Here is a 17887-nt window from a genome sequence, read left to right as displayed (position 1 = left end):
CTTTACACTGCGCCTTACCCCCGACCTGGAGGCGAAGTTTGCCGAAAAAATCGGAGCGTGTCCAGCGCCGGCAAGCGCTGCTGTGCCGGCGCTGACGGTGGCGGCATCAGCGATGAGGCAGGGGCTAGCCGGTTTGGCCCGCCAGCCACTGATCCAGTTTCTGGAGATGAGCGCTGAAATTGTCCGCGTCGATTTCGCCTTGGATTCGCGCCTGGGTGATTTCTTCGCCGTCGGCAAAAAACAAAAGGCTCGGCGGGCCAAACAGGTCATAGGCCTCAAGCAGTTTTCGCGTGCTGGGGTCGGTTTCGGTGACGTCGGCTTCAATCAGCGCATAGTCGCCCAGTGCCCGGGCCACGCGGGGGTCGGGATAGACCTCGCGTTTCATGATCTGGCAGGAAATGCACCACTCGGCGGTGAAGTCAACAAAGGCCGGCTCGCCCCGGGAGGCGGCGCGGTCAATTTCTGTCTGAAGATCGGCCAGGGTATCGACCCGGGTAAACTCGGGCGCGACCGCCGCCGTTTGCCCATCGCCGGTAACCGCCCGCTGCGCGCCCTGCAGCGGGCGCAGCGGATTACCGTTGCCCTGCGCGGCGCCCAGCAGCAGGGCGATCCCCCAGGCCAGCAGCAAAATGCCCAGCGCCTGGCGGGCTCGTCCCCAGCCCTGGGGCTGGTTGAAGTCAAGCGCGCCCAGCGCCAGCGCCGAGCCCACGGCCAGTGCCGCCCACAGCATCAAGGCGACAGGGGCCGTCACCAGCCGCTCGATCATCCACACGGCCACGCCCAGCAGCAGCAGCCCGAAAGCGATCTTGACGCCGTTCATCCACGCGCCGGAGCGCGGCAAGGCAGTGGCGCCGAAGGTGCCGACCAGCAGCAGAGGAACGCCCATGCCAAGCCCCAGTGCAAACAGCACTGAGCCGCCCAGCACACCGTCGCCGGTGGAGGAGATAAACACCATGGCACCGGCCAGCGGCGCGGTCACGCAGGGGGACACCACCAGCACCGACAGCGCCCCGGCGACGGCCAGCCCCGGCGGGCCGCTTTGCTGAGCGCGCGCCTGCCAGCCGTCAACCTTGGTGGCGATACGCGGCGACATGCGCAGGTTAAAGGCGCCAAACATGGCCAGGGCAAAAAGGGTAAAGAGCACGGCAAAGGTGATCAGCACCGGAGCCGACTGCAGATGCGCCTGCAGGTTGAGCCCGGCGCCGAACAGCCCCATCAGCACGCCGACCAGTGCGTAGGTCAGTGCCATGCCCAGCACGTAGCTGGCCGAGAGCACGAAGGCTCGGGGCCGGGTGGGGTTTTGCCCGACGATAATCGACGACATGATCGGCAGCATCGGCAACACGCAAGGCGTGAACGTCAGCCCCAGCCCGGCGATGAAAAAAAGCCCCAGCGCCAGCGGCAGGCTGGCCTCGTCAAGCAGGGTGGCGAAGTGGCGGTCCTCGCTTTGCGGGCCGCTGAATTCGACGTTGGCCGCAGGGCTTGTCGGCGCCGCTGCGCCGGAGGCCGTTGATGCTTTTGCTGCCGGACTATCGGCGCTGTCAGCGGCCGGCGACGGCGCGCTGCGGTGATCGGCAAAGGCTGCCGGCGGCGCGGTTTCGGCCGCTTCAAGGGTCATGCGTTCCGGGGGATAGCAAAGCCCGGCATCGGCGCATCCCTGAAACGTCAGCTCAATGTCAAACGGGCCGCTGTGCGGCTCGTTCAGCGGGGTTTCAAAAACGACGCTGTCGCGAAAGACGTAGACATCGCCCAGGTATTCATCGGTGGTGAACGTACCCGGCGGAAGCTCGGGCGTGCCCAGGGTGACCTCGGCGCTTTGGCTTTCCACGGCGAAGCGGTGGCGGTAAAGATAGTGCTCTTCGGCGGCTTCAACGCCGATATACAGCGTGTCGCCGTCGTGCCAGGCGGCCGGCTGAAACGCCTCGCGCACCGGGAGAAAATCGTCTTTGTCGTTGGTGAACCACTGCGCCTGGGCGCTGCCCAGCGACACGGCAAGCAGCAGTGCGGTCAAAAGCCACGTCGCGCAGCGCCGAGCGGGGCCGGTTGGGCGGACAGGTGAGCAAGCAGGAAACAACACGGAATACCCTTACCTTCATCAAACGTTAATCATCGCCGGAAACGCAAACGGGCTGCCCGAAGGCAGCCCGTAAAAGCACTTTACCGCATGGCAGCGGCCGCCGTCAGGCCTTGTGGTAGGCCGCGGCCGATTTTTCGATGGCCTTGCGCGCGGCGTCGGCACCTTCCCAGGATTCGACTTTTACCCATTTGCCTTTTTCCAGATCCTTGTAGTTCTCAAAGAAATGGGCAATCTGCTGGCGCAAAAGTTCGGGCAGGTCGGTGACTTCTTTGACGTCTTCGTAAAGCGCAGACAGCTTGGTGTGGGGCACGCACACCAGCTTGGCATCTTCACCGGCCTCGTCGGTCATGTTGAGCACGCCCACCGGACGCGCGCGAACAATGCTGCCCGGGGCGACAGGATGCGGCGTGACGACCAGCGCATCCAGGGCATCGCCGTCGTCGGCCAGGGTGCGCGGGATGTAGCCGTAGTTGGCCGGGTAGAACATCGGCGTGGCCATGAAGCGATCAACCAGCAGTGCGCCCATGTCTTCGTCGATTTCGTATTTGATCGGCGCGTGGTTGGCCGGGATTTCAATCGCCACGTAGATATCGTTGGGCAAGTCCTTGCCGGCGGGAATATTGTCAAAGTTCATCGTTGGGTCCTTGGGCGAGTGCGTGTTGCAAATCGTCGGGGCAGGGCAGCACAGGCTGATGCCGGACATGTTGGCGCCGAATTATACGAACAAGGCGCAAGGATTGCCAATGCGACAAAATGCATATGCCGCGCAGGCAGCCGTGCGCTTTGTATGCACTAAGTCGCATGGTGATCTACAGCGTACACGGTGTATGCTCTGCGCCTGTTTGACGCTTACCGTACAGAGCGTTGCCGTAAGGCTGAGCCGGGAGGAGTATGTGGCGCACGCACAGTTGCTTATCAGTTACGGCCAGGCGCTGGTGACGCCGGGCCGGTGCGGGCACCGCAGCGCAATGACGGTACGGCTACCGGATAAACCGCTGATCCACGCCAAGGGCGGCTGTGCGCTGATGGGCGATGCGGTCGCGCCCGGTGCGCGTGCCGGACAGGCAGCAGCACTTGGCGTGAGAGCCTTTGCGGCCGATTATTTTTCCACGCCGGATCACTGGAGCGTCAAACGCTCGGCCACGCGGGTGCTGCAGGCGCTGAACGGCTGGTGCCACGGGCAAAGCCGCCGCCGGGAGACCAGCTTTGTGGCTTCGCTGTCGGCGCTGATCTTTCGCCGGCAAAGCGCGTATCTGTTTCACCTGGGCGATACCCTGGTGTTCCGGCTGCGCGGGGCAGAGTTCGAGCAGCTAAGCGCAGACCACGTGACCGATTTGGGCGGCTACCGCTATCTTTCCCGGGCACTGGGGCTGGATAACAACGTAGACATTGACTACACCGAGCTTGCGCTCAAGCAAGGCGATATTTTCCTTTTTACCACCCAGGCCGCCGCGGGAACCTTGCTGCCTTCGGACTACGTGCGGCTGATTCGCCAGGATGCAAGCGACCTTAACGCGGCCTGCCAGCGCCTGGTGGACGAGGCCACGGCCCGGGCGCGCGAGCGTGGCTATGCGGTGGCGCCGTTTTGTTTTCAGCTGGTGCGCATCGATGAGCTGCCCGACGTGCAAAGCGACGAGCCCGGCCTGGTGTACGGCGAGCTGCCGATTCCCCCGGAGCTTGCCCCGGGGGATCGGCTGGACGGGCTGGAGGTTACCGAGGTGCTGTCGCGCACGGCCCAGTCCCGGGTGTATCGGGTACGGGATGTGCATACCCGGGCGGAAATGGTGATGAAAGCGCCCAGCCCGGAGCTTTCGCTGCGCAACGCCTACCTGACGCACTTTCTTCTGCAGCAGTGGGTAGTGGAGCGGATCAAATCGCCGTTTGTGGTGCGCGCGATCCAGCCGTCACGGCCGCGTCACTACCTTTACTACCTGCTTGGCAGCATACGCGGGGACACCCTGCGTACGTGGGCCGCGCGCCACCCTCAGGCCACCCTGGAGCAGCGTCTGGAAATGGCCGATCAGCTGGGCCGGGCCGTTCAGGCGCTGCACCGTCGCGGCGTACTGCACCAGCAGATCAATCCGGACAACGTGCTCATCGACGAGCACGGCAAGGTCGTGCTCATCGACTTTGGCGCCTGCCATCTTCACGATGCCGACGGCCATCGACAGTCCGGTGAACTTCTCCGTCCTATCGGCTTTACCGTGCATAGCGCGCCGGAGTATGCCCTGGGGGACGCTATCGGCCAGCGCAGCGACCAGTACGGCTACGCCTCGACGGTGTATTGGCTGCTCACCGGCCAGCTGCCGTATCGGCTGACGCCGGATCGGCTGCGCCAGCACACGGATCTGGAGTCGCTTAGCTACCGCAGCGCGCGCAGCGCCAACCCCGAAGTTACCCCGGCGCTCGACGACATTTTGCGTCGCGCGCTGGACCCGCAGCGCGCGCTGCGTTTTCGCCGCCTGTCAGAGCTGACGTTTGCCCTGCAAAAGCGTCGCCACGTTTCCCCGCCGGACGCCGCCCAGCGCGCCGACGCCCGACGTTTCTGGCAGGGTGTCGCGGGGATTTTGCTGCTGCTGCTGGTGCTTTCCTGGGTGCTGCGCTAGGTCCTTGCTGCGCTAGGTCCCTGCTGTGGGAAATCCCTGGGAGAGACGCAGGCTCGGTCACACAGCAAAAGGCCCCGCGGGCGGGGCCGAAATGCCGGCTTGCAGCGTCGCTTTAGAGGGTAAACTCGGGCAGGCGCTTTTCCACCTGCTTGAGCTCGGGCTTGGCCACCACGGGCAGGCCGTTTTTAAACGGGGGGAAGTCCTCGCCCTGGATCAGCGGTGCAAGATATTCGCGGCAGGCAGGCGTAATGCCAAAGCCGTCTTCGCTGATGAAGTCCCGCGGCATGAACTTTTCCTGGTTGGCGACTTCGGAGAGCGGCGCGGAAATCACGTCCCACTGGTAAGGCGCCTGAGTGATACGGCGAATCGCCGGCATCATCGAATTTTTGCCGGCAAGGGCCAGCGCTACCGCTTCGCGACCCACGGCGTAGGCCTGCTCGACGTCGGTTCTGGACGCCAGATGGCGGGCGGCGCGCTGCAGATAGTCGGCCACGGCCCAGTGGTATTTGTAGCCCAGATCCTGCTTGACCATGCCGGCAAGCGTCGGCGCCACACCGCCCAGCTGGCGGTGGCCGAAGGCGTCGGTATTGCCGGCGTCGGCCAGGAAGGTGCCGTCTTCGTAGCGTGCGCCTTCGGAGACGACGATCACGCAGTAGCCGTATTTTCTGACGCTTTCGTCGACCTTGGCCATCACCGCGTCGCGATCAAAGGCGACCTCGGGGAAGATGATCACGTGCGGCGGCTCGCCTTCGCCCTGGCCGGCCAGGCCGCCGGCCGCGGCGATCCAGCCGGCGTGGCGGCCCATGACCTCAAGCACAAACACCTTGGTGGAAGTGGCACACATCGAGGCGATATCCAGCGACGCCTCAAGCGTTGAGGTGGCGATGTATTTGGCGACGCTGCCAAACCCCGGCGAGCAGTCGGTAATGGGCAGGTCGTTGTCCACGGTCTTGGGCACGTGAATGGCGGTCAGCGGGTAGCCCATCTTCTCGGACAGCTGGGACACCTTCAGGCAGGTATCGGCGCTGTCGCCGCCGCCGTTGTAGAAGAAATAGCGAATATCGTGGGCGCGGAACACCTCGATCAGCCGTTCGTACTGGGCGCGGTGGGTGTCGATATCCTTGAGCTTATAGCGACACGAGCCGAAAGCGCCGCCCGGCGTGTGGCGCAGCGCGGCGATGGTTTCATCGCTTTCGGCGCTGACGTCGATGAGCTCCTCGGTCAGCGCGCCGATGATGCCGTTGCGCCCGGCGTAGACCTTGTTGATGTGTTCCGGCGCTTCACGGCAGGCTTCGATTACGCCGCAGGCGCTGGCGTTGATGACGGCGGTGACGCCCCCGGACTGGGCGTAAAAAGCGTTGTGCTGGGCCATGGAAACGGTGGCACTCCTGAAAAGCGGGGCGTAACAAAACGCCCGGGGCGGCAAGGCCCCGGGGTGGGCGATAACGGTGGCGGATTCTAGCGCAAAGCGTGGGCGGCTGCATCTGCCGGCCTGGCGGTGCCGTCAGTCGGCCTGGTCCATGCCCTGTTCCTGCTGGGCCAGCCGCCAGCCGCCGAGATCCTTGTAGCGGTTGACCATCGCGCAGAACAGCTCAGCGGTGCGCTCGGTATCGTAGCGCGCCGAGTGTGCAGCCTCGTTGTCAAAGGCGATGCCGGCTGCACGGCAGGCCCGGGCGAGCACCGTCTGGCCGTACACCAGCCCGGCAAGCGAGGCGGTGTCAAAGCTGGAGAACGGATGAAACGGATTGCGCTTGATGCCGCAGCGGTTGACCGCGGCGTTGAGAAAACCGTGGTCAAAGGCGGCGTTGTGTCCCACCAAGACCGCACGCGTGCAGCCGTGAGCTTTGATCGCCTTGCGCACGGGGCGAAAAATGTTGCCCAGCGCTTCGCACTCGCCCAGCGCCACCTGCTGGCGCAGCGGGTCGTCAAGCCGAATGCCGGTGAAGTCCAGCGCCGCCTGTTCCACGTTGGCCCCTTCAAAAGGGCGAATATGGTGGGCGTAGGTGGCATCGGGCAACAGGTTGCCGTCCGGGTCCATGGTCAGCGTGACCGCCGCGATTTCCAGCAGCGCATCGCCTGCGGCATTAAAGCCGCCGGTTTCCAGATCGATCACGACCGGCAAGTAACTGCGAAAACGCTGGGCCATTAGATCGCGGGCAATTGCCTCGCTCATGCAGCTCTCCTGATTGGCAGAGGGTGGGCAGGTGGAATAGCGGACATTACAAAGGCCGCGCGCCGGCGGGCTGGCGACAAACGCCCGAGATTCTAGCAGCTTTTCCCGCGTGCTTTATACGCGCGGGGCGCTTGCGGTATTCGCCGGCGCCCCGGGGCGCTATACTTGGCGTTTGATTTTGACCCGTTTTTTTCATAAGGAGCACACGATGTCCGATGTCAAAAAGGTGGTTCTGGCCTATTCAGGCGGCCTGGACACGTCCGTTATCGTCAAATGGCTGCAGGAAACGTACGGCTGCGAGGTGGTCACCTTTACCGCCGACATCGGCCAGGGCGAAGAAGTTGAGCCGGCACGCGCCAAGGCCGAGGCGCTGGGCGTCAAGGAAATCTACATCGAAGACCTGCGCGAAGAGTTTGTTCGCGACTACGTCTTCCCCATGTTCCGCGCCAACACCGTCTACGAAGGCGAATACCTGCTGGGCACCTCCATTGCCCGCCCGCTGATCGCCAAGCGTCTGGTGGAAATCGCCAACGAGACCGGCGCCGACGCCATCTCCCACGGCGCTACCGGCAAGGGCAACGACCAGGTACGCTTTGAACTGGGTGCCTACGCGCTCAAGCCCGGCGTCCAGGTGATCGCACCGTGGCGCGAATGGGACCTCAACTCCCGGGAAAAGCTCATGGCCTACTGCGAGCAGCACCAGATTCCGGTGGACTTCTCCGGTCAGAAGAAAAAGTCCCCGTACTCCATGGATGCCAACCTGCTGCACATCTCCTACGAAGGTGGCATTCTGGAAGACCCCTGGGCCGAAGCCGAAGAAGACATGTGGCGCTGGAGCGTATCGCCACAAGCCGCGCCGGAAACGCCCACCTACGTGGAGCTGACCTATGAAAACGGCGACATCGTCGCCATCGACGGCGAACGCCTGCGCGCTCACGAAGTGCTGGAAACGCTCAACAAGCTGGGCGGCGACAACGGTATCGGCCGTCTCGATATCGTCGAAAACCGCTACGTGGGCATGAAGTCCCGCGGCTGCTACGAAACGCCGGGAGGCACCATCATGCTCAGCGCCCACCGCGCCATCGAGTCGCTGACGCTGGACCGCGAAGAAGCCCACATGAAAGACCAGCTGATGCCCAAGTACGCCGAAGTGGTGTACAACGGCTATTGGTGGAGCCCTGAGCGCCGCATGCTCCAGGCCGCCATCGACGAGACCCAGAAAAACGTCTCCGGCGTGGTGCGCATGAAGCTCTACAAGGGCAGCGCTACCGTGGTGGGCCGCAAGTCCGAGGCGTCGCTGTTCGACGAGTCCATCGCTACCTTTGAAGACGACGAAGGCGCCTACGACCAGAAAGACGCCGAAGGCTTTATCAAGCTCAACGCCCTGCGTCTGCGCATTGCCGCCGGCAAGGGCCGCAAGCAAAGCTGAGCGGCGCCTGAAGCCGGTTGACGAGACGCGCCGCTGAGCCTGGTGCCCGGCGCGCATCGCGACAGGACGGCAAGGGCCTGGCCTTTGCCGTCCTGTGCCGTCAAGGGATGGCCGAACCGCCCAGGTGGGAGGATGACCATGCTGAAAAAACTGTTTTCTACCCTGTCCGGCAGCGCTGGGCGCGCCGAGCAAGCAAGCGCTGCACCGCCGGCCGAGCCGGTTGCCTACAAGGGCTATGTGATTATTGCTCAACCCGACATCGAGGACGGCCGGTTTCGCGTCAGCGGCGTGATCCAGCGGCCGCAGGACGACGGTGAAGCGCTGGAGCACCGCTTCGAGCGCTCTGACGTGCTGCCCGACCGCGAAAGCTGTGAAGCCATGACGGTGAGCAAAGCGCAGCGCTTTATCGACGAAACCGGCGAGGCCATGTTCGGTAGCGATCCGCGTCGCCGCGCCGACGGCGATAGCGACGCTCAATGACCGCTGTTCATAGCGGCTTCGGCCGGCTCGTCTGCGGCCAGGGGCAGCTCCAGCGTTAAACGAGCGCCGCCCAGCCGCGGGCCCGCGTCGGCCCACAGCCGGCCGCCCAGGTGGGCAACGATGCCCCGGCTGATGGCAAGCCCCAGCCCGCTGCCCCGGGGGCGGCCGCGCTTGTCGTCGTTGTGCTGCAGCTGATGGAACTTGTCGAACACCCGCTCGCGCTCCTCGGGGGAAATGCCCGGGCCGTTGTCCTCCACGCTCAGGCGGTAGCGGTTGCGATGACGCTCAAGGCGAATAAGCACCTCGGGAGCGTGGCGATCGGCAAACTTGCCGGCGTTGTCCAGCAAATTGATGATGACCTGCTCCAGCCGGTCGGCGTCGCCTGTGACCGTGGCCGGGCCGTCGCCGAGCTCGGCTGCCAGCGCGATGCCGCGTTGGCGGTGCAGCTGGGCCACGGCGTCCACGCTGCGCTGTGCCAGCACGGCGAGGTCGAGGTGCTCGGGGTTGAGCGTCAAACGTCCGCTTTCCAGCCGGGCAAGATCAAGAATTTCTTCGATCAGCCGGGAAAGGCGCTGGCTTTCGTGAACGATAACGTCAAGAAAATGGCGGCGCCTGTCGGCGTCCAGGCCGTCGTCGCCGTGAAGAATTTCCGCGAAGGCGCGGATGGACGTCAGCGGCGTGCGCAGCTCGTGGCTGACCGTGGCGATAAACTCGTCCTTGAGCCGGTCCAGCTCGCGTAGCCGGTCGTTGGCTTGGCGCAACGCTTCGCTGGCGCGTTCCAGCTCGGCGGATTTCTGCTCCAGCCGGCGGTTGTACTCCAGCGTCTGAGAGGTGGTATCCAAAATGCTGAGGATGGAGGCCAGGTCCAGCGCTTCGCCGCGCACCACGGAGTTGATCAGCACCCGAGCCGAGGCGTTGCCCAGCGAGCCGGCCAGCGCCTGCTCGGCGCGGGTGATCAGCCGCGGCGAGGCCGCGCGGCTGTCGCCGTCGCCGCCGTCGCCGCCGTCGCCGGCATCGACAAAAACACGCTCAATGGCGGCGTCACCCAGGTAGCGGCGCAGCAGCCCGCCGAGCTCTCCTCGCGTGGTCTGCCCTTGCCACAGCGAAGCGCTGGGCAGGTTGGGGTGCAGCGCTTCGGTAAACAGCGCCGCCTGGGTCTGCTCCAGCGCCGTGGGCCGGGTAAACAGCGACACCCCGACGAACAGCCCAAGGTTGGCCAGCAGGCTCCACAGCAGCGCGTGGGTGTAGATGTCCCAGCCCTCAAGGCCGAACAGCGCGTAAGGCTTGAGCCAGCCCACGCCCAGCGGCCCTTGATGAATCAGCGCGGCGTCAAGCCAGCCGGACTGGGCAAAGCCCGGCAGCAGCAGGGTGTACCCCCAAAGGCAAAAGCCGGCGCCCAGCCCCCACAGCGCGCCGGCCCGTGTGGCCCCGCGCCAGTAAAGGCCAACCAGCAGCGCCGGGGCAAACTGCGCGGCGCCCACAAAGGAAACGAGCCCAATGGTGACCAGGCTGTAGGCGTCGCCGATCAGCGCGTGATACACGTAGCCCAGCAGCAGAATCACCACGATGGCCACCCGGCGAATGCCCAGCAGCCAGGCGGCCAGCCGGCCCGTACCGCTCAAGTGCAGGCGCTGAAACCGCAGGAGCAAAGGCATTACCAGCTGGTTGCTGACCATGGTCGACAGCGCAATGGTTTCGACGATCATCATCCCGGTGGCGGCGGACAGCCCGCCGATGAACACCAGCAGCGGCAGCGCCTCGGCGCCCGCCGCGAGCGGCAGGGTGAGCACAAAGCTGTCCGGATCGGCGCCGTCGCCGCCCAGCAGCAGCCCGGCAAGGGCGATAGGCACTACGAACAGGTTGATCAGCAAAAGATACAGCGGAAAGACCCAGCTGGCGCGGTCGATGTGGGTTTCGTCGACGTTTTCCACCACCAGCACCTGAAACTGGCGCGGCAGGGTGAGAAAGGCCAGCACGGCCAGAATCAGCACGCCCACCCAGCCGGTGGCGCCGCCGGGCACCTGCTCAAGCCCCAGTACCTGAGAGAGCGCCGGCGTGCTGGCCACCTGGCCGAACAGATCGCCGGGGCCGTTGAACATCACAAACACCACGAAGATGCCCACGGCAAGAAACGCCACCAGCTTGACCAGCGACTCCACGGCAATGGCCGCGACCATGCCTTCGTGGCGCTCGCTGGCGTCCAGGTGGCGGGTGCCGAACAGAATGATGAACACCGCCAGCACCAGCGCCACCCAGAAGGACTTGTCGATCCAGAAGCTCGGCTGATCCAGGGCGGCATCGGCCGGCGCGGGGTAGTTGACCAGCACGGCATGGCTGACGGTGATGGCCTTGAGCTGCAGGGCGATATAGGGCGTGCTGGTGATCAGCGCCATCAGCGCGACCACCGCGCCCAGCCCGGCGCTCTTGCCGTAGCGAGCGCTGATAAAGTCGGCAATCGAGGTGATGCGCTGGCGGGCGGCGATGCGCACCATCTTGCGGATGACAAAGGGCGCGGCCAGCATGGCAAGCGTCGGCCCCAGATAGATCAGCAGAAAGTGCGGCCCCTGGGACGAGGCGCGTCCGACGCTTCCGTAGAACGTCCAGGCGGTGCAGTACACGGCGATGGACAGCGCATACACCGTGGGCGAGCCGATGGCCGAGCGCCCGGCCTCGGCGCGGCGGTCGCCCCAGGCGGCTACCACGAACAGCAGCGCCAGGTAGCCAAAGGCCGCCGCGAGAATGAAAGCCTCATGCCGCATGGCTCACCGGTCCCGGCCGCGCGCCCTGCGGCTTTCCATAAGCCAAGCGGCCAGCCCGATCACCCCGGCCCAGGCGCCGAACAGGTAGAGTACCCCCTCGATGCCGGTGGCCGAGGCCATACGATCCACGACCAGCAGCAGCGGCGGGCTGAACAGGATTGCCGCGGCGACAAGCAGTGCGCCAAGGCGCTCGCCGCGCCGCGAACGCTGGCGTAGCGGTGTCGTCATGGTGCGGTGGCATCCTCGCTATCAACGGCGTTGGCCTGCAGGGCCAGCAGCGTTTCCAGCGTATCGATGCCGCGGGCTTCCAGCCGCGGCAGCAGGGCCAGCCACAGCGCGGCGGTCACCCGGGCATCGCCCAGCGCGGTGTGGCGCGTACCGGGAGGAAAGTCGATGGCGTAGCGCGCGGCCAGGCTGTCCAGGTCGTGGCCGTCCAGGGCTTCGTCCAGCGCCCGGGAAAGCAGCAGGGTATCCAGCACCGGCATGTCAAAGTCGATGCCCTGATGGCTGATGGCGAGCATGTCAAAAGAGGCGTTGTGGGCCAGCAGCACGGCGTCGCCGAGGTAGTCGCGAAACTCGCTCAGCACCGCGTCAAGGGGCGGGGCATCGCTTACGTCGGCGTCGCTGATGCCGTGAATGGCGGTGCTTTCCGCGGGGATCGGGCGGCCCGGATTGACGCGGCGGGCGAAGGTATCGTCGGCCAGTACGCGGGCGTTGACGATGCGGCATGCCCCCAGGCTGACCACGCGATCGCCCTGGCGCAAGGCAAGACCTGTGGTTTCGGTATCAAAGGCGACGATTTCCAGGCTGCGCAGGGCGAGCCCGGCTCGGGGTTCGTCCGGTGAAGGCAGCCGGGCAATGCCGAAGTCGTGAAACTCCGGGCGCGGCGGCACGGCCTGCAGCGGCGGGCCGGCCCGTTCACTGGCGGGCAGCGGCAGGCGCAGGCGCGCGCGCTTGCCGTCGGCATCGGCCAGACTCCACATCTCGCTGGCGTGCTGGCGCAGCACTTCGCCGGCGGTAGGTGAAAGCGGTAGACGATTCAGCGCCAGGCGCTGCCAGCGGGCCAGCTCAGCGTTGGGCACGGCGCGGCCGTGCCAGATCAAATCGAGATAGACCTGTTTGTTGCCCAGCGTGATTTCGCCTTCGAGCGGTTTGCCCTCGGCGTCGGCAATAGCCGGACCGCCGGCAGCGCACTGCGCCTGAAGGTAGTGCAAAAGCGAATCAAGCAGGGCGATCAGCGCCGGGGCGTCGCCCTGAAACCAGGCCGGCATACCCACCGGGGTGATCAGCCGTTGCGCCGGGTCGAGCTGTTCGTCCAGCGCCTGCCAGAAATCGTTGGACCAGATAGGCGAGAGCTGCTCGCCCTGGCGCTGCATGTCGTCGACAAGCCGGCTCAGCCGGGCAATGCTTTCGCCAAGCGCCGGCCCGTCTTCGTCAATGGCCCGGGCCAGGCGCTGGCGCAGCGTGTCGGCTTCAAGGCCGCCCAGCTCTTTGAGCGCATCGGCAGCGCCGGTAAGGCCGGCGGCGCGGCGGCGCAGATCGCCAAGCCCGGCGGCAAGCTCGGCGCGCACGCCCATTTCGGTACGCCAGGCGTGGGTGGCGTCTTCCAGTGTGATCAGACTTTCCCCGTCGCTCTGTGCGACCCGGCGCAGCGTGGCCTTGAGCCAGCGCGTGCCGCGGGGAAGGAGCACCTTGCGCGGTGTGCCGTCGGCGGGCAGCCGGTCAAGGGTGCCGTGCAGGCTGGCCGCCGGCAGCAGCGCGTCTATGCGCTTGCCCAGCCCCGGGGCCGGCTCGCCGTCAAAGAAGTGTTCGGCGGCGGCGTTGAACAGCAAAATACGGCGGTGGCGATCGCACAGCAGCAGCGGCGTGTGCAGGGTTTGCAGCAGCGCTTCCAGCCGCTGGCGGGTGCCGGCGGCTTCCCGGGCGCCTTCGCTGCGGGCATCGGCCAGGCGCGTGCGGTCGGCCTGCCAGCTTTCCTGCACGCGGGCAAGATCCGGCCCCAGTCCGGCCAGCCAGCCTTCCGGCGGGCGCTTTTCGTGTGCATCCGGGCTGGCGACCAGCCGTGCCAGCTGCGCCTGAAGATGGCGCAGCGGCGTGAACAGCATACGTTCGAGCACCAGCCCGGCGAGCAGAAGGGTCGCCCCGCCGGAGAAACACCCCAGCCACAGCACGGCGCGTGCCCAGCCGTCGGCGCCCAGCCGGGTGTCCAGCCAGGCGGCAAACAGCGCGCCGCCGGCCAGGCTGCCGCCGCTGAGCACAAGCCACAGGCCCACCAGCCGCTGGCGGCGGGGCAGCCCGCGGCGCTCACGGCGTGTCATGATCGGTCTCCGCCAGCAGGGCGCTGACCTTGTCGACCAGCGCGCGGGTGGAAAACGGCTTGGTGATGTAGTCGTCGGCGCCCAGCGCCATGCCTTTTTCCCGCTCGACCTCGCGGCCGTGGGCGGTGAGCATGATGATCGGCAGCGCGCGGGTGGCGTCGTTGCCGCGCAGCCGCTCCAGCACGTCAAAGCCGCTGATGCCGGGCAGGCTGATGTCGAGCAGCACCAGGTCCGGCGGGGCGGTATCAACGTGTTCAAGGGCGCTTTCACCGTCGCCGGCGGTGGTGACCGTAAATCCGGCCTGCTGGATTAGAAATTCAAGCGAAAGCAGGATGTTGGGTTCGTCGTCTACCACCAGTACCTTAGCCTGTGCCATGGCGTTCTCCCGCGGCGTTGTTGTGGCGTTGTTGCAGCGCTATAGAGCGGCAGTGCCGTATTGGCAGTCTAGGCACCGGATGCGCCGACGGCCAAGGCGACCTTGGCCGAATGCCGGGGGTAGCTATACCGCCAACAAGGGCGAAGGCGGCGGGTGTGGGGCAAGGCTGAGCGGCGTTACAGCTCGGTTTTTTCGGGGTAGTCGCAAAGATCTTCGATAAGGCAGCTGCCGCAGCGGGGCTTGCGTGCGATACAGGTATAGCGGCCGTGCAAAATCAGCCAGTGGTGGGCGTCGCGCTTGAACGCGCGCGGCACGTGGCGCAAAAGCTTGTGCTCGACTTCTACCACGTTTTTGCCCGGGGCCAGCCCGGTGCGGTTGGCAACGCGAAAGATATGCGTATCCACGGCGATGGTGGGCATGCCAAACGCCGTGTTGAGGATGACGTTGGCGGTTTTGCGCCCGACCCCGGGCAGCGCTTCCAGGGCTTTGCGCGTGCGCGGGACCTCGCCTGCGTGCTTTTCCACCAGCAGGCGGCAGGTTTTCATCAGGTTTTCGGCCTTGGTGTTGTAAAGGCCGATGGTTTTGATGTGCGCTTTCAAGTCGTCAACGCCCAGATCGATGATTGCCTGGGGCGTGTTGGCCGCGGGAAACAGCCTGGCCGTGGCCTTGTTGACGCTCACGTCGGTGGCCTGGGCGGAGAGCAGCACCGCGGTGAGCAGTTCAAACGGCGTGGTCCAGTTGAGCTCGGTTTGCGGGTGCGGGTTTGCCGCTTGCAGCCGGGCAAAGATCTCGTAGCGCTTCTGCGCGTTCATGGCGTCTTCTCTGATTCGTCGGCGGCGTTGTCCAGTGCTTTTCGCGCGTCAGCCAGCAGGCGCTCGGCTTTGGGCAGCTGCGCTCGGGCGGTGGCTTCGGCATTTGCGTCTTGGCGGCGCACGGCGCTGTCGCGCTGCTGCTGCACGCGCCTGAGCGCCTGCTCGGCGGCGCGCACGGCAAGCTTTTTCTGGCGCAGCGCGGCCGCTTGGCCGTCGCTTGCTGAACCAGCTTGCGGGGTGCGGCGCTTTTGCAGGCGCCGCCGGCGCTTTTCCTGACGCTTTTCTCGGGCTTCGCGCTCAAGGCGTGCCTGGCGCGCGCGGTGGCGCATCCGCCCCAGCTCGGCGCGGCGCTCCAGAAAGGTGTGCTGCTCGGCTTCGCTTGTGGCCGCCTGCCAGCCGGGGTGGGCCACCATGTCGATGCAGTCTACCGGGCAGGGTGCTACGCACAGCTCGCAGCCGGTGCACTCGTCGGTAATCACCGTGTGCATGCGCTTGGCCGCGCCGAGAATGGCATCCACCGGGCAGGCCTGAATACATTTGGTGCAGCCAATGCATTCGTCCTCGCGGATGACGGCGGCCAGCGGCGGCTGGGCCGGTTCGGCAAGCGTCTGGGGCGGCTGGCCGGTCAGCTCGATAAGCCGTTCAAGGGTGGCCTCGCCGCCGGGCGGGCAGCGGTTGACCGGCTCGCCCTCGGCGATGGCGCGGGCGTAGGGCAAGCAGCCGTCAAAGCCGCACTTGCCGCACTGGGTCTGGGGCAGCAGGGCATCGACGGCTTCGATCAGCGAGGCGTTGCGACTCATGGGGCAGCCACTCAGGTCACGCGCTGGCCGGGCTCGGCGCCGTCGTCCGGCGAGAGCAGGTAGATGCCGGCGTCGTTGGCGGACGCCAGCACCATGCCTTCGGAGACGCCAAAGCGCATCTTGCGCGGTGCCAGGTTGGCTACCATGATCGTCAGCCGGCCCTCCAGCGCTTCCGGGGCGTAGGACGAGCGGATGCCGGAGAACACGTTGCGCGTCTCGCCGCCCAGATCCAGGGTCAGCTGCAGGAGCTTGTCGGCGCCTTTGACGTAGGAAGCGCGGGCAATGCGGGCAATGCGCAGATCGACCCTGGTGAAGTCGTCAAAGCTGATTTCCTCGGCGATGGGGTCGTCCACCAGCGGGCCTTTGGGGGCGTCCTTGAGCTTTTGCTCGGCGGCGATGTCTTCTTTTGACGCCTCGATCATCGCATCGATCCTGTCGCGTTCAACGCGGGTCATCAGCGGTTTGAACTTGTTGATGGCATGCTCGGTCAGCACTTCGTGGCGGCTTGCCCAGCTCAGGGTGTCGAGCTTGAGGAACGCCTGGGCCTGCTCGGCCATGGCCGGCACGACCGGGGCGAGATAGACCATCAGCTGGCGGAACAGATTGATGCCCACCGAGCAGATGTCGAGCACTTCCTGTTCGCGGCCGTCCTGCTTGGCCAGCACCCAGGGCTCGGCCTCGGCGATGTAGGTGTTGGCCTCGTCGGCCAGCTCCATCACCCGGCGCATGGCGCGGCCGAATTCGCGGGTTTCGTAGTGTTCGGCGATGTCGTCGCCGGCTTCGATAAAGCGCGCCACCATGGCGGGTTCGGCGCAGTGCGCGGAAAGCGTGCCGCCGCCGAGCTTTTTGACAAAGCCGGCGCAGCGGCTGGCGATGTTGACCACCTTGCCCACCAGATCCGAGTTCACTCGGGCGGCGAAGTCGTCCAGGTTGAGGTCGAGGTCATCAATGCGCGAAGTCAGCTTGGCGGCAAAATAGTAGCGCAGGTATTCCGGATTGAGGTGGTCGGCGTAGGTGGCCGCCTTGATAAAGGTACCCCGAGACTTGGACATCTTGGCGCCGTCCACGGTAACAAAGCCGTGGCAGTTCACTGCGGTGGGCGTGCGAAAGCCTGCGCCGTGAAGCATGGCCGGCCAGAACAGCGCGTGGAAATAGACAATGTCCTTGCCGATGAAGTGGTACACCTCGGCGTCGGAGTCCGGCTTCCAGTAGCTGTCGAAATCCAGCCCTTCGCGCTCGCAAAGGTTTTTGAAACTCGCCAGGTAGCCGATGGGCGCGTCCAGCCAGACGTAGAAATACTTGCCCGGGGCGTCGGGAATTTCGAAGCCGAAGTAGGGCGCATCCCGGGAGATGTCCCACTCGTTGAAGCCGTCCTCGAACCACTCCATGAGCTTGTTGCGAATCTGCGGCTGGACGCGATCGTCGTTGATCCAGCGCTGCATGAAATCGGCAAAGTCCGGCAGTTTGAAAAAGTAGTGGGTCGAGCCTCTGACCTCGGGCGTCGCGCCGGAGATCGCCGACACCGGGTCGATCAGCTCTGCCGGGGTGTAGGTCGCGCCGCAGGCTTCGCAGTTATCGCCGTACTGATCGTCGGCGTGGCACTTGGGGCAGGTGCCCTTGATAAAGCGGTCGGCGAGAAACAGGCCGCGCTCGGGGTCATACATCTGCTCGATATCGCGGGTGGCGATGTGGCCGGCGTCGCGCAGGCGCGTGTAGATCAGCTCGCTGAACGCGCGGTTTTCTGCCGAGTGGGTGGAGTAGTAGTTGTCAAACGCCACGCCGAACCGGGCAAAGTCTTGCTGGTGATCCCGAGAGACGCGCGCAATCAGCGCTTCCGGTGTAATGCCTTCCTGCTCGGCGCGCAGCATGATCGCGGTGCCGTGGGCGTCGTCGGCGCAGACGTAATGGCACTGCTGGCCGCGGCTTTTCTGAAAGCGTACCCAGATATCGGTCTGGATATACTCAAGCAGGTGGCCCAGGTGGATATCACCGTTGGCGTAGGGGAGCGCGCTGGTAACCAGAATCTGGCGCGTGGCGGTGTTAGGCATGGGAAATGA

14 protein-coding genes are annotated in these 17887 nt (G+C 65.5%); 3 read left to right on the top strand and 11 right to left on the bottom strand.

What is annotated here, in order from left to right:
- Window positions 1–124: 124 nt before the first annotated feature.
- On the bottom strand, window positions 125–2011 hold the full coding sequence (dsbD, locus tag ABD654_RS10265) for a protein-disulfide reductase DsbD (RefSeq protein WP_344704792.1): 1887 nt from the start codon (window positions 2009–2011) through the stop codon (window positions 125–127).
- 169 nt (window positions 2012–2180) lie between these two features.
- Window positions 2181–2711, bottom strand: a complete 531-nt coding sequence (ppa, locus tag ABD654_RS10260) for an inorganic diphosphatase (RefSeq protein WP_344704791.1) — start codon at window positions 2709–2711, stop codon at window positions 2181–2183.
- A 259-nt stretch (window positions 2712–2970) separates the two neighbouring features.
- Between ppa and ABD654_RS10255 the strand changes: the two genes are divergently transcribed.
- Window positions 2971–4683, top strand: a complete 1713-nt coding sequence (locus tag ABD654_RS10255; protein WP_344704790.1) for a bifunctional protein-serine/threonine kinase/phosphatase — start codon at window positions 2971–2973, stop codon at window positions 4681–4683.
- A gap of 112 nt (window positions 4684–4795) precedes the next feature.
- Here the strand turns inward: ABD654_RS10255 and ABD654_RS10250 are convergent, their stop codons facing one another.
- Together ABD654_RS10250 and rnt are read right to left on the bottom strand one after the other, a co-directional pair.
- Window positions 4796–6055 (bottom strand): 6-phosphofructokinase, encoded by a 1260-nt coding sequence (locus tag ABD654_RS10250; protein WP_344704789.1) that lies wholly within the window; start codon window positions 6053–6055, stop codon window positions 4796–4798.
- 132 nt (window positions 6056–6187) lie between these two features.
- Window positions 6188–6856 carry a ribonuclease T gene (gene rnt, locus ABD654_RS10245; RefSeq protein ID WP_344704788.1) on the bottom strand — a complete coding sequence of 223 codons (669 nt, stop codon included), beginning with the start codon at window positions 6854–6856 and terminating at the stop codon, window positions 6188–6190.
- Window positions 6857–7064: 208 nt separating this feature from the next.
- On the opposite strand from rnt, the gene ABD654_RS10240 reads away from it, so the two are divergent.
- Together ABD654_RS10240 and ABD654_RS10235 are read left to right on the top strand one after the other, a co-directional pair.
- Window positions 7065–8285 (top strand): argininosuccinate synthase, encoded by a 1221-nt coding sequence (locus ABD654_RS10240; RefSeq protein ID WP_344704787.1) that lies wholly within the window; start codon window positions 7065–7067, stop codon window positions 8283–8285.
- A gap of 132 nt (window positions 8286–8417) precedes the next feature.
- Window positions 8418–8765: an HlyU family transcriptional regulator gene (locus ABD654_RS10235; RefSeq protein ID WP_344704786.1), complete on the top strand. Its 348-nt coding sequence runs from the start codon at window positions 8418–8420 to the stop codon at window positions 8763–8765.
- On the opposite strand, the gene ABD654_RS10230 is transcribed toward ABD654_RS10235, so the two are convergent.
- The 7 genes from ABD654_RS10230 to metG all read right to left on the bottom strand — a co-directional run bounded on the left by ABD654_RS10230 (window position 8759) and on the right by metG (window position 17878).
- A complete protein-coding gene (locus ABD654_RS10230; RefSeq protein ID WP_344704785.1) occupies window positions 8759–11524 on the bottom strand; it encodes an ATP-binding protein in 2766 nt (921 codons plus the stop codon). The two genes, ABD654_RS10235 and ABD654_RS10230, sit on opposite strands and share 7 nt — an antisense overlap.
- 3 nt (window positions 11525–11527) lie before the next feature.
- Window positions 11528–11752 (bottom strand): hypothetical protein, encoded by a 225-nt coding sequence (locus ABD654_RS10225; RefSeq protein WP_344704784.1) that lies wholly within the window; start codon window positions 11750–11752, stop codon window positions 11528–11530.
- Window positions 11749–13842 (bottom strand): 3'-5' exonuclease, encoded by a 2094-nt coding sequence (locus ABD654_RS10220; protein ID WP_344704783.1) that lies wholly within the window; start codon window positions 13840–13842, stop codon window positions 11749–11751. The genes ABD654_RS10225 and ABD654_RS10220 overlap by 4 nt, the downstream gene beginning before the upstream one ends.
- Entirely contained in the window at window positions 13829–14218 is a 390-nt protein-coding gene (locus tag ABD654_RS10215; RefSeq protein ID WP_344704782.1) for a response regulator transcription factor, read from the bottom strand. Before ABD654_RS10215 ends, ABD654_RS10220 begins: the two co-directional genes overlap by 14 nt.
- Window positions 14219–14394: 176 nt before the next feature.
- Complete coding sequence (gene nth / locus ABD654_RS10210) at window positions 14395–15030, bottom strand: endonuclease III (RefSeq protein WP_344704781.1); 636 nt, start codon at window positions 15028–15030, stop codon at window positions 14395–14397.
- Window positions 15027–15830 (bottom strand): RnfABCDGE type electron transport complex subunit B, encoded by an 804-nt coding sequence (locus tag ABD654_RS10205; RefSeq protein WP_344704780.1) that lies wholly within the window; start codon window positions 15828–15830, stop codon window positions 15027–15029. The genes nth and ABD654_RS10205 overlap by 4 nt, the downstream gene beginning before the upstream one ends.
- A gap of 11 nt (window positions 15831–15841) precedes the next feature.
- A complete protein-coding gene (metG, locus tag ABD654_RS10200; RefSeq protein ID WP_344704779.1) occupies window positions 15842–17878 on the bottom strand; it encodes a methionine--tRNA ligase in 2037 nt (678 codons plus the stop codon).
- Between the last annotated feature and the right edge of the window lie 9 nt (window positions 17879–17887).

It is taken from the genome of Halomonas cibimaris (assembly GCF_039537045.1).
In the GTDB taxonomy this organism is placed as follows: Bacteria; Pseudomonadota; Gammaproteobacteria; order Pseudomonadales; family Halomonadaceae; genus Vreelandella; species Vreelandella cibimaris.
The sequence above is the reverse complement of the archived record's forward strand: the minus strand, read 5'-3'. Positions and strand labels throughout refer to the sequence as shown.

Excerpts from the sequence above, each read along its gene's own strand:
- ppa (WP_344704791.1), bottom strand. The coding sequence starts at position 2,711 with ATGAACTTTGACAATATTCCCGCCGGCAAGGACTTGCCCAACGATATC.
- ABD654_RS10250 (WP_344704789.1), bottom strand. The coding sequence starts at position 6,055 with ATGGCCCAGCACAACGCTTTTTACGCCCAGTCCGGGGGCGTCACCGCC.
- rnt (WP_344704788.1), bottom strand. The coding sequence starts at position 6,856 with ATGAGCGAGGCAATTGCCCGCGATCTAATGGCCCAGCGTTTTCGCAGT.
- ABD654_RS10240 (WP_344704787.1), top strand. The coding sequence starts at position 7,065 with ATGTCCGATGTCAAAAAGGTGGTTCTGGCCTATTCAGGCGGCCTGGAC.
- ABD654_RS10235 (WP_344704786.1), top strand. The coding sequence starts at position 8,418 with ATGACCATGCTGAAAAAACTGTTTTCTACCCTGTCCGGCAGCGCTGGG.
- ABD654_RS10230 (WP_344704785.1), bottom strand. The coding sequence starts at position 11,524 with ATGCGGCATGAGGCTTTCATTCTCGCGGCGGCCTTTGGCTACCTGGCG.
- ABD654_RS10225 (WP_344704784.1), bottom strand. The coding sequence starts at position 11,752 with ATGACGACACCGCTACGCCAGCGTTCGCGGCGCGGCGAGCGCCTTGGC.
- ABD654_RS10220 (WP_344704783.1), bottom strand. The coding sequence starts at position 13,842 with ATGACACGCCGTGAGCGCCGCGGGCTGCCCCGCCGCCAGCGGCTGGTG.
- ABD654_RS10215 (WP_344704782.1), bottom strand. The coding sequence starts at position 14,218 with ATGGCACAGGCTAAGGTACTGGTGGTAGACGACGAACCCAACATCCTG.
- nth (WP_344704781.1), bottom strand. The coding sequence starts at position 15,030 with ATGAACGCGCAGAAGCGCTACGAGATCTTTGCCCGGCTGCAAGCGGCA.
- ABD654_RS10205 (WP_344704780.1), bottom strand. The coding sequence starts at position 15,830 with ATGAGTCGCAACGCCTCGCTGATCGAAGCCGTCGATGCCCTGCTGCCC.
- metG (WP_344704779.1), bottom strand. The coding sequence starts at position 17,878 with ATGCCTAACACCGCCACGCGCCAGATTCTGGTTACCAGCGCGCTCCCC.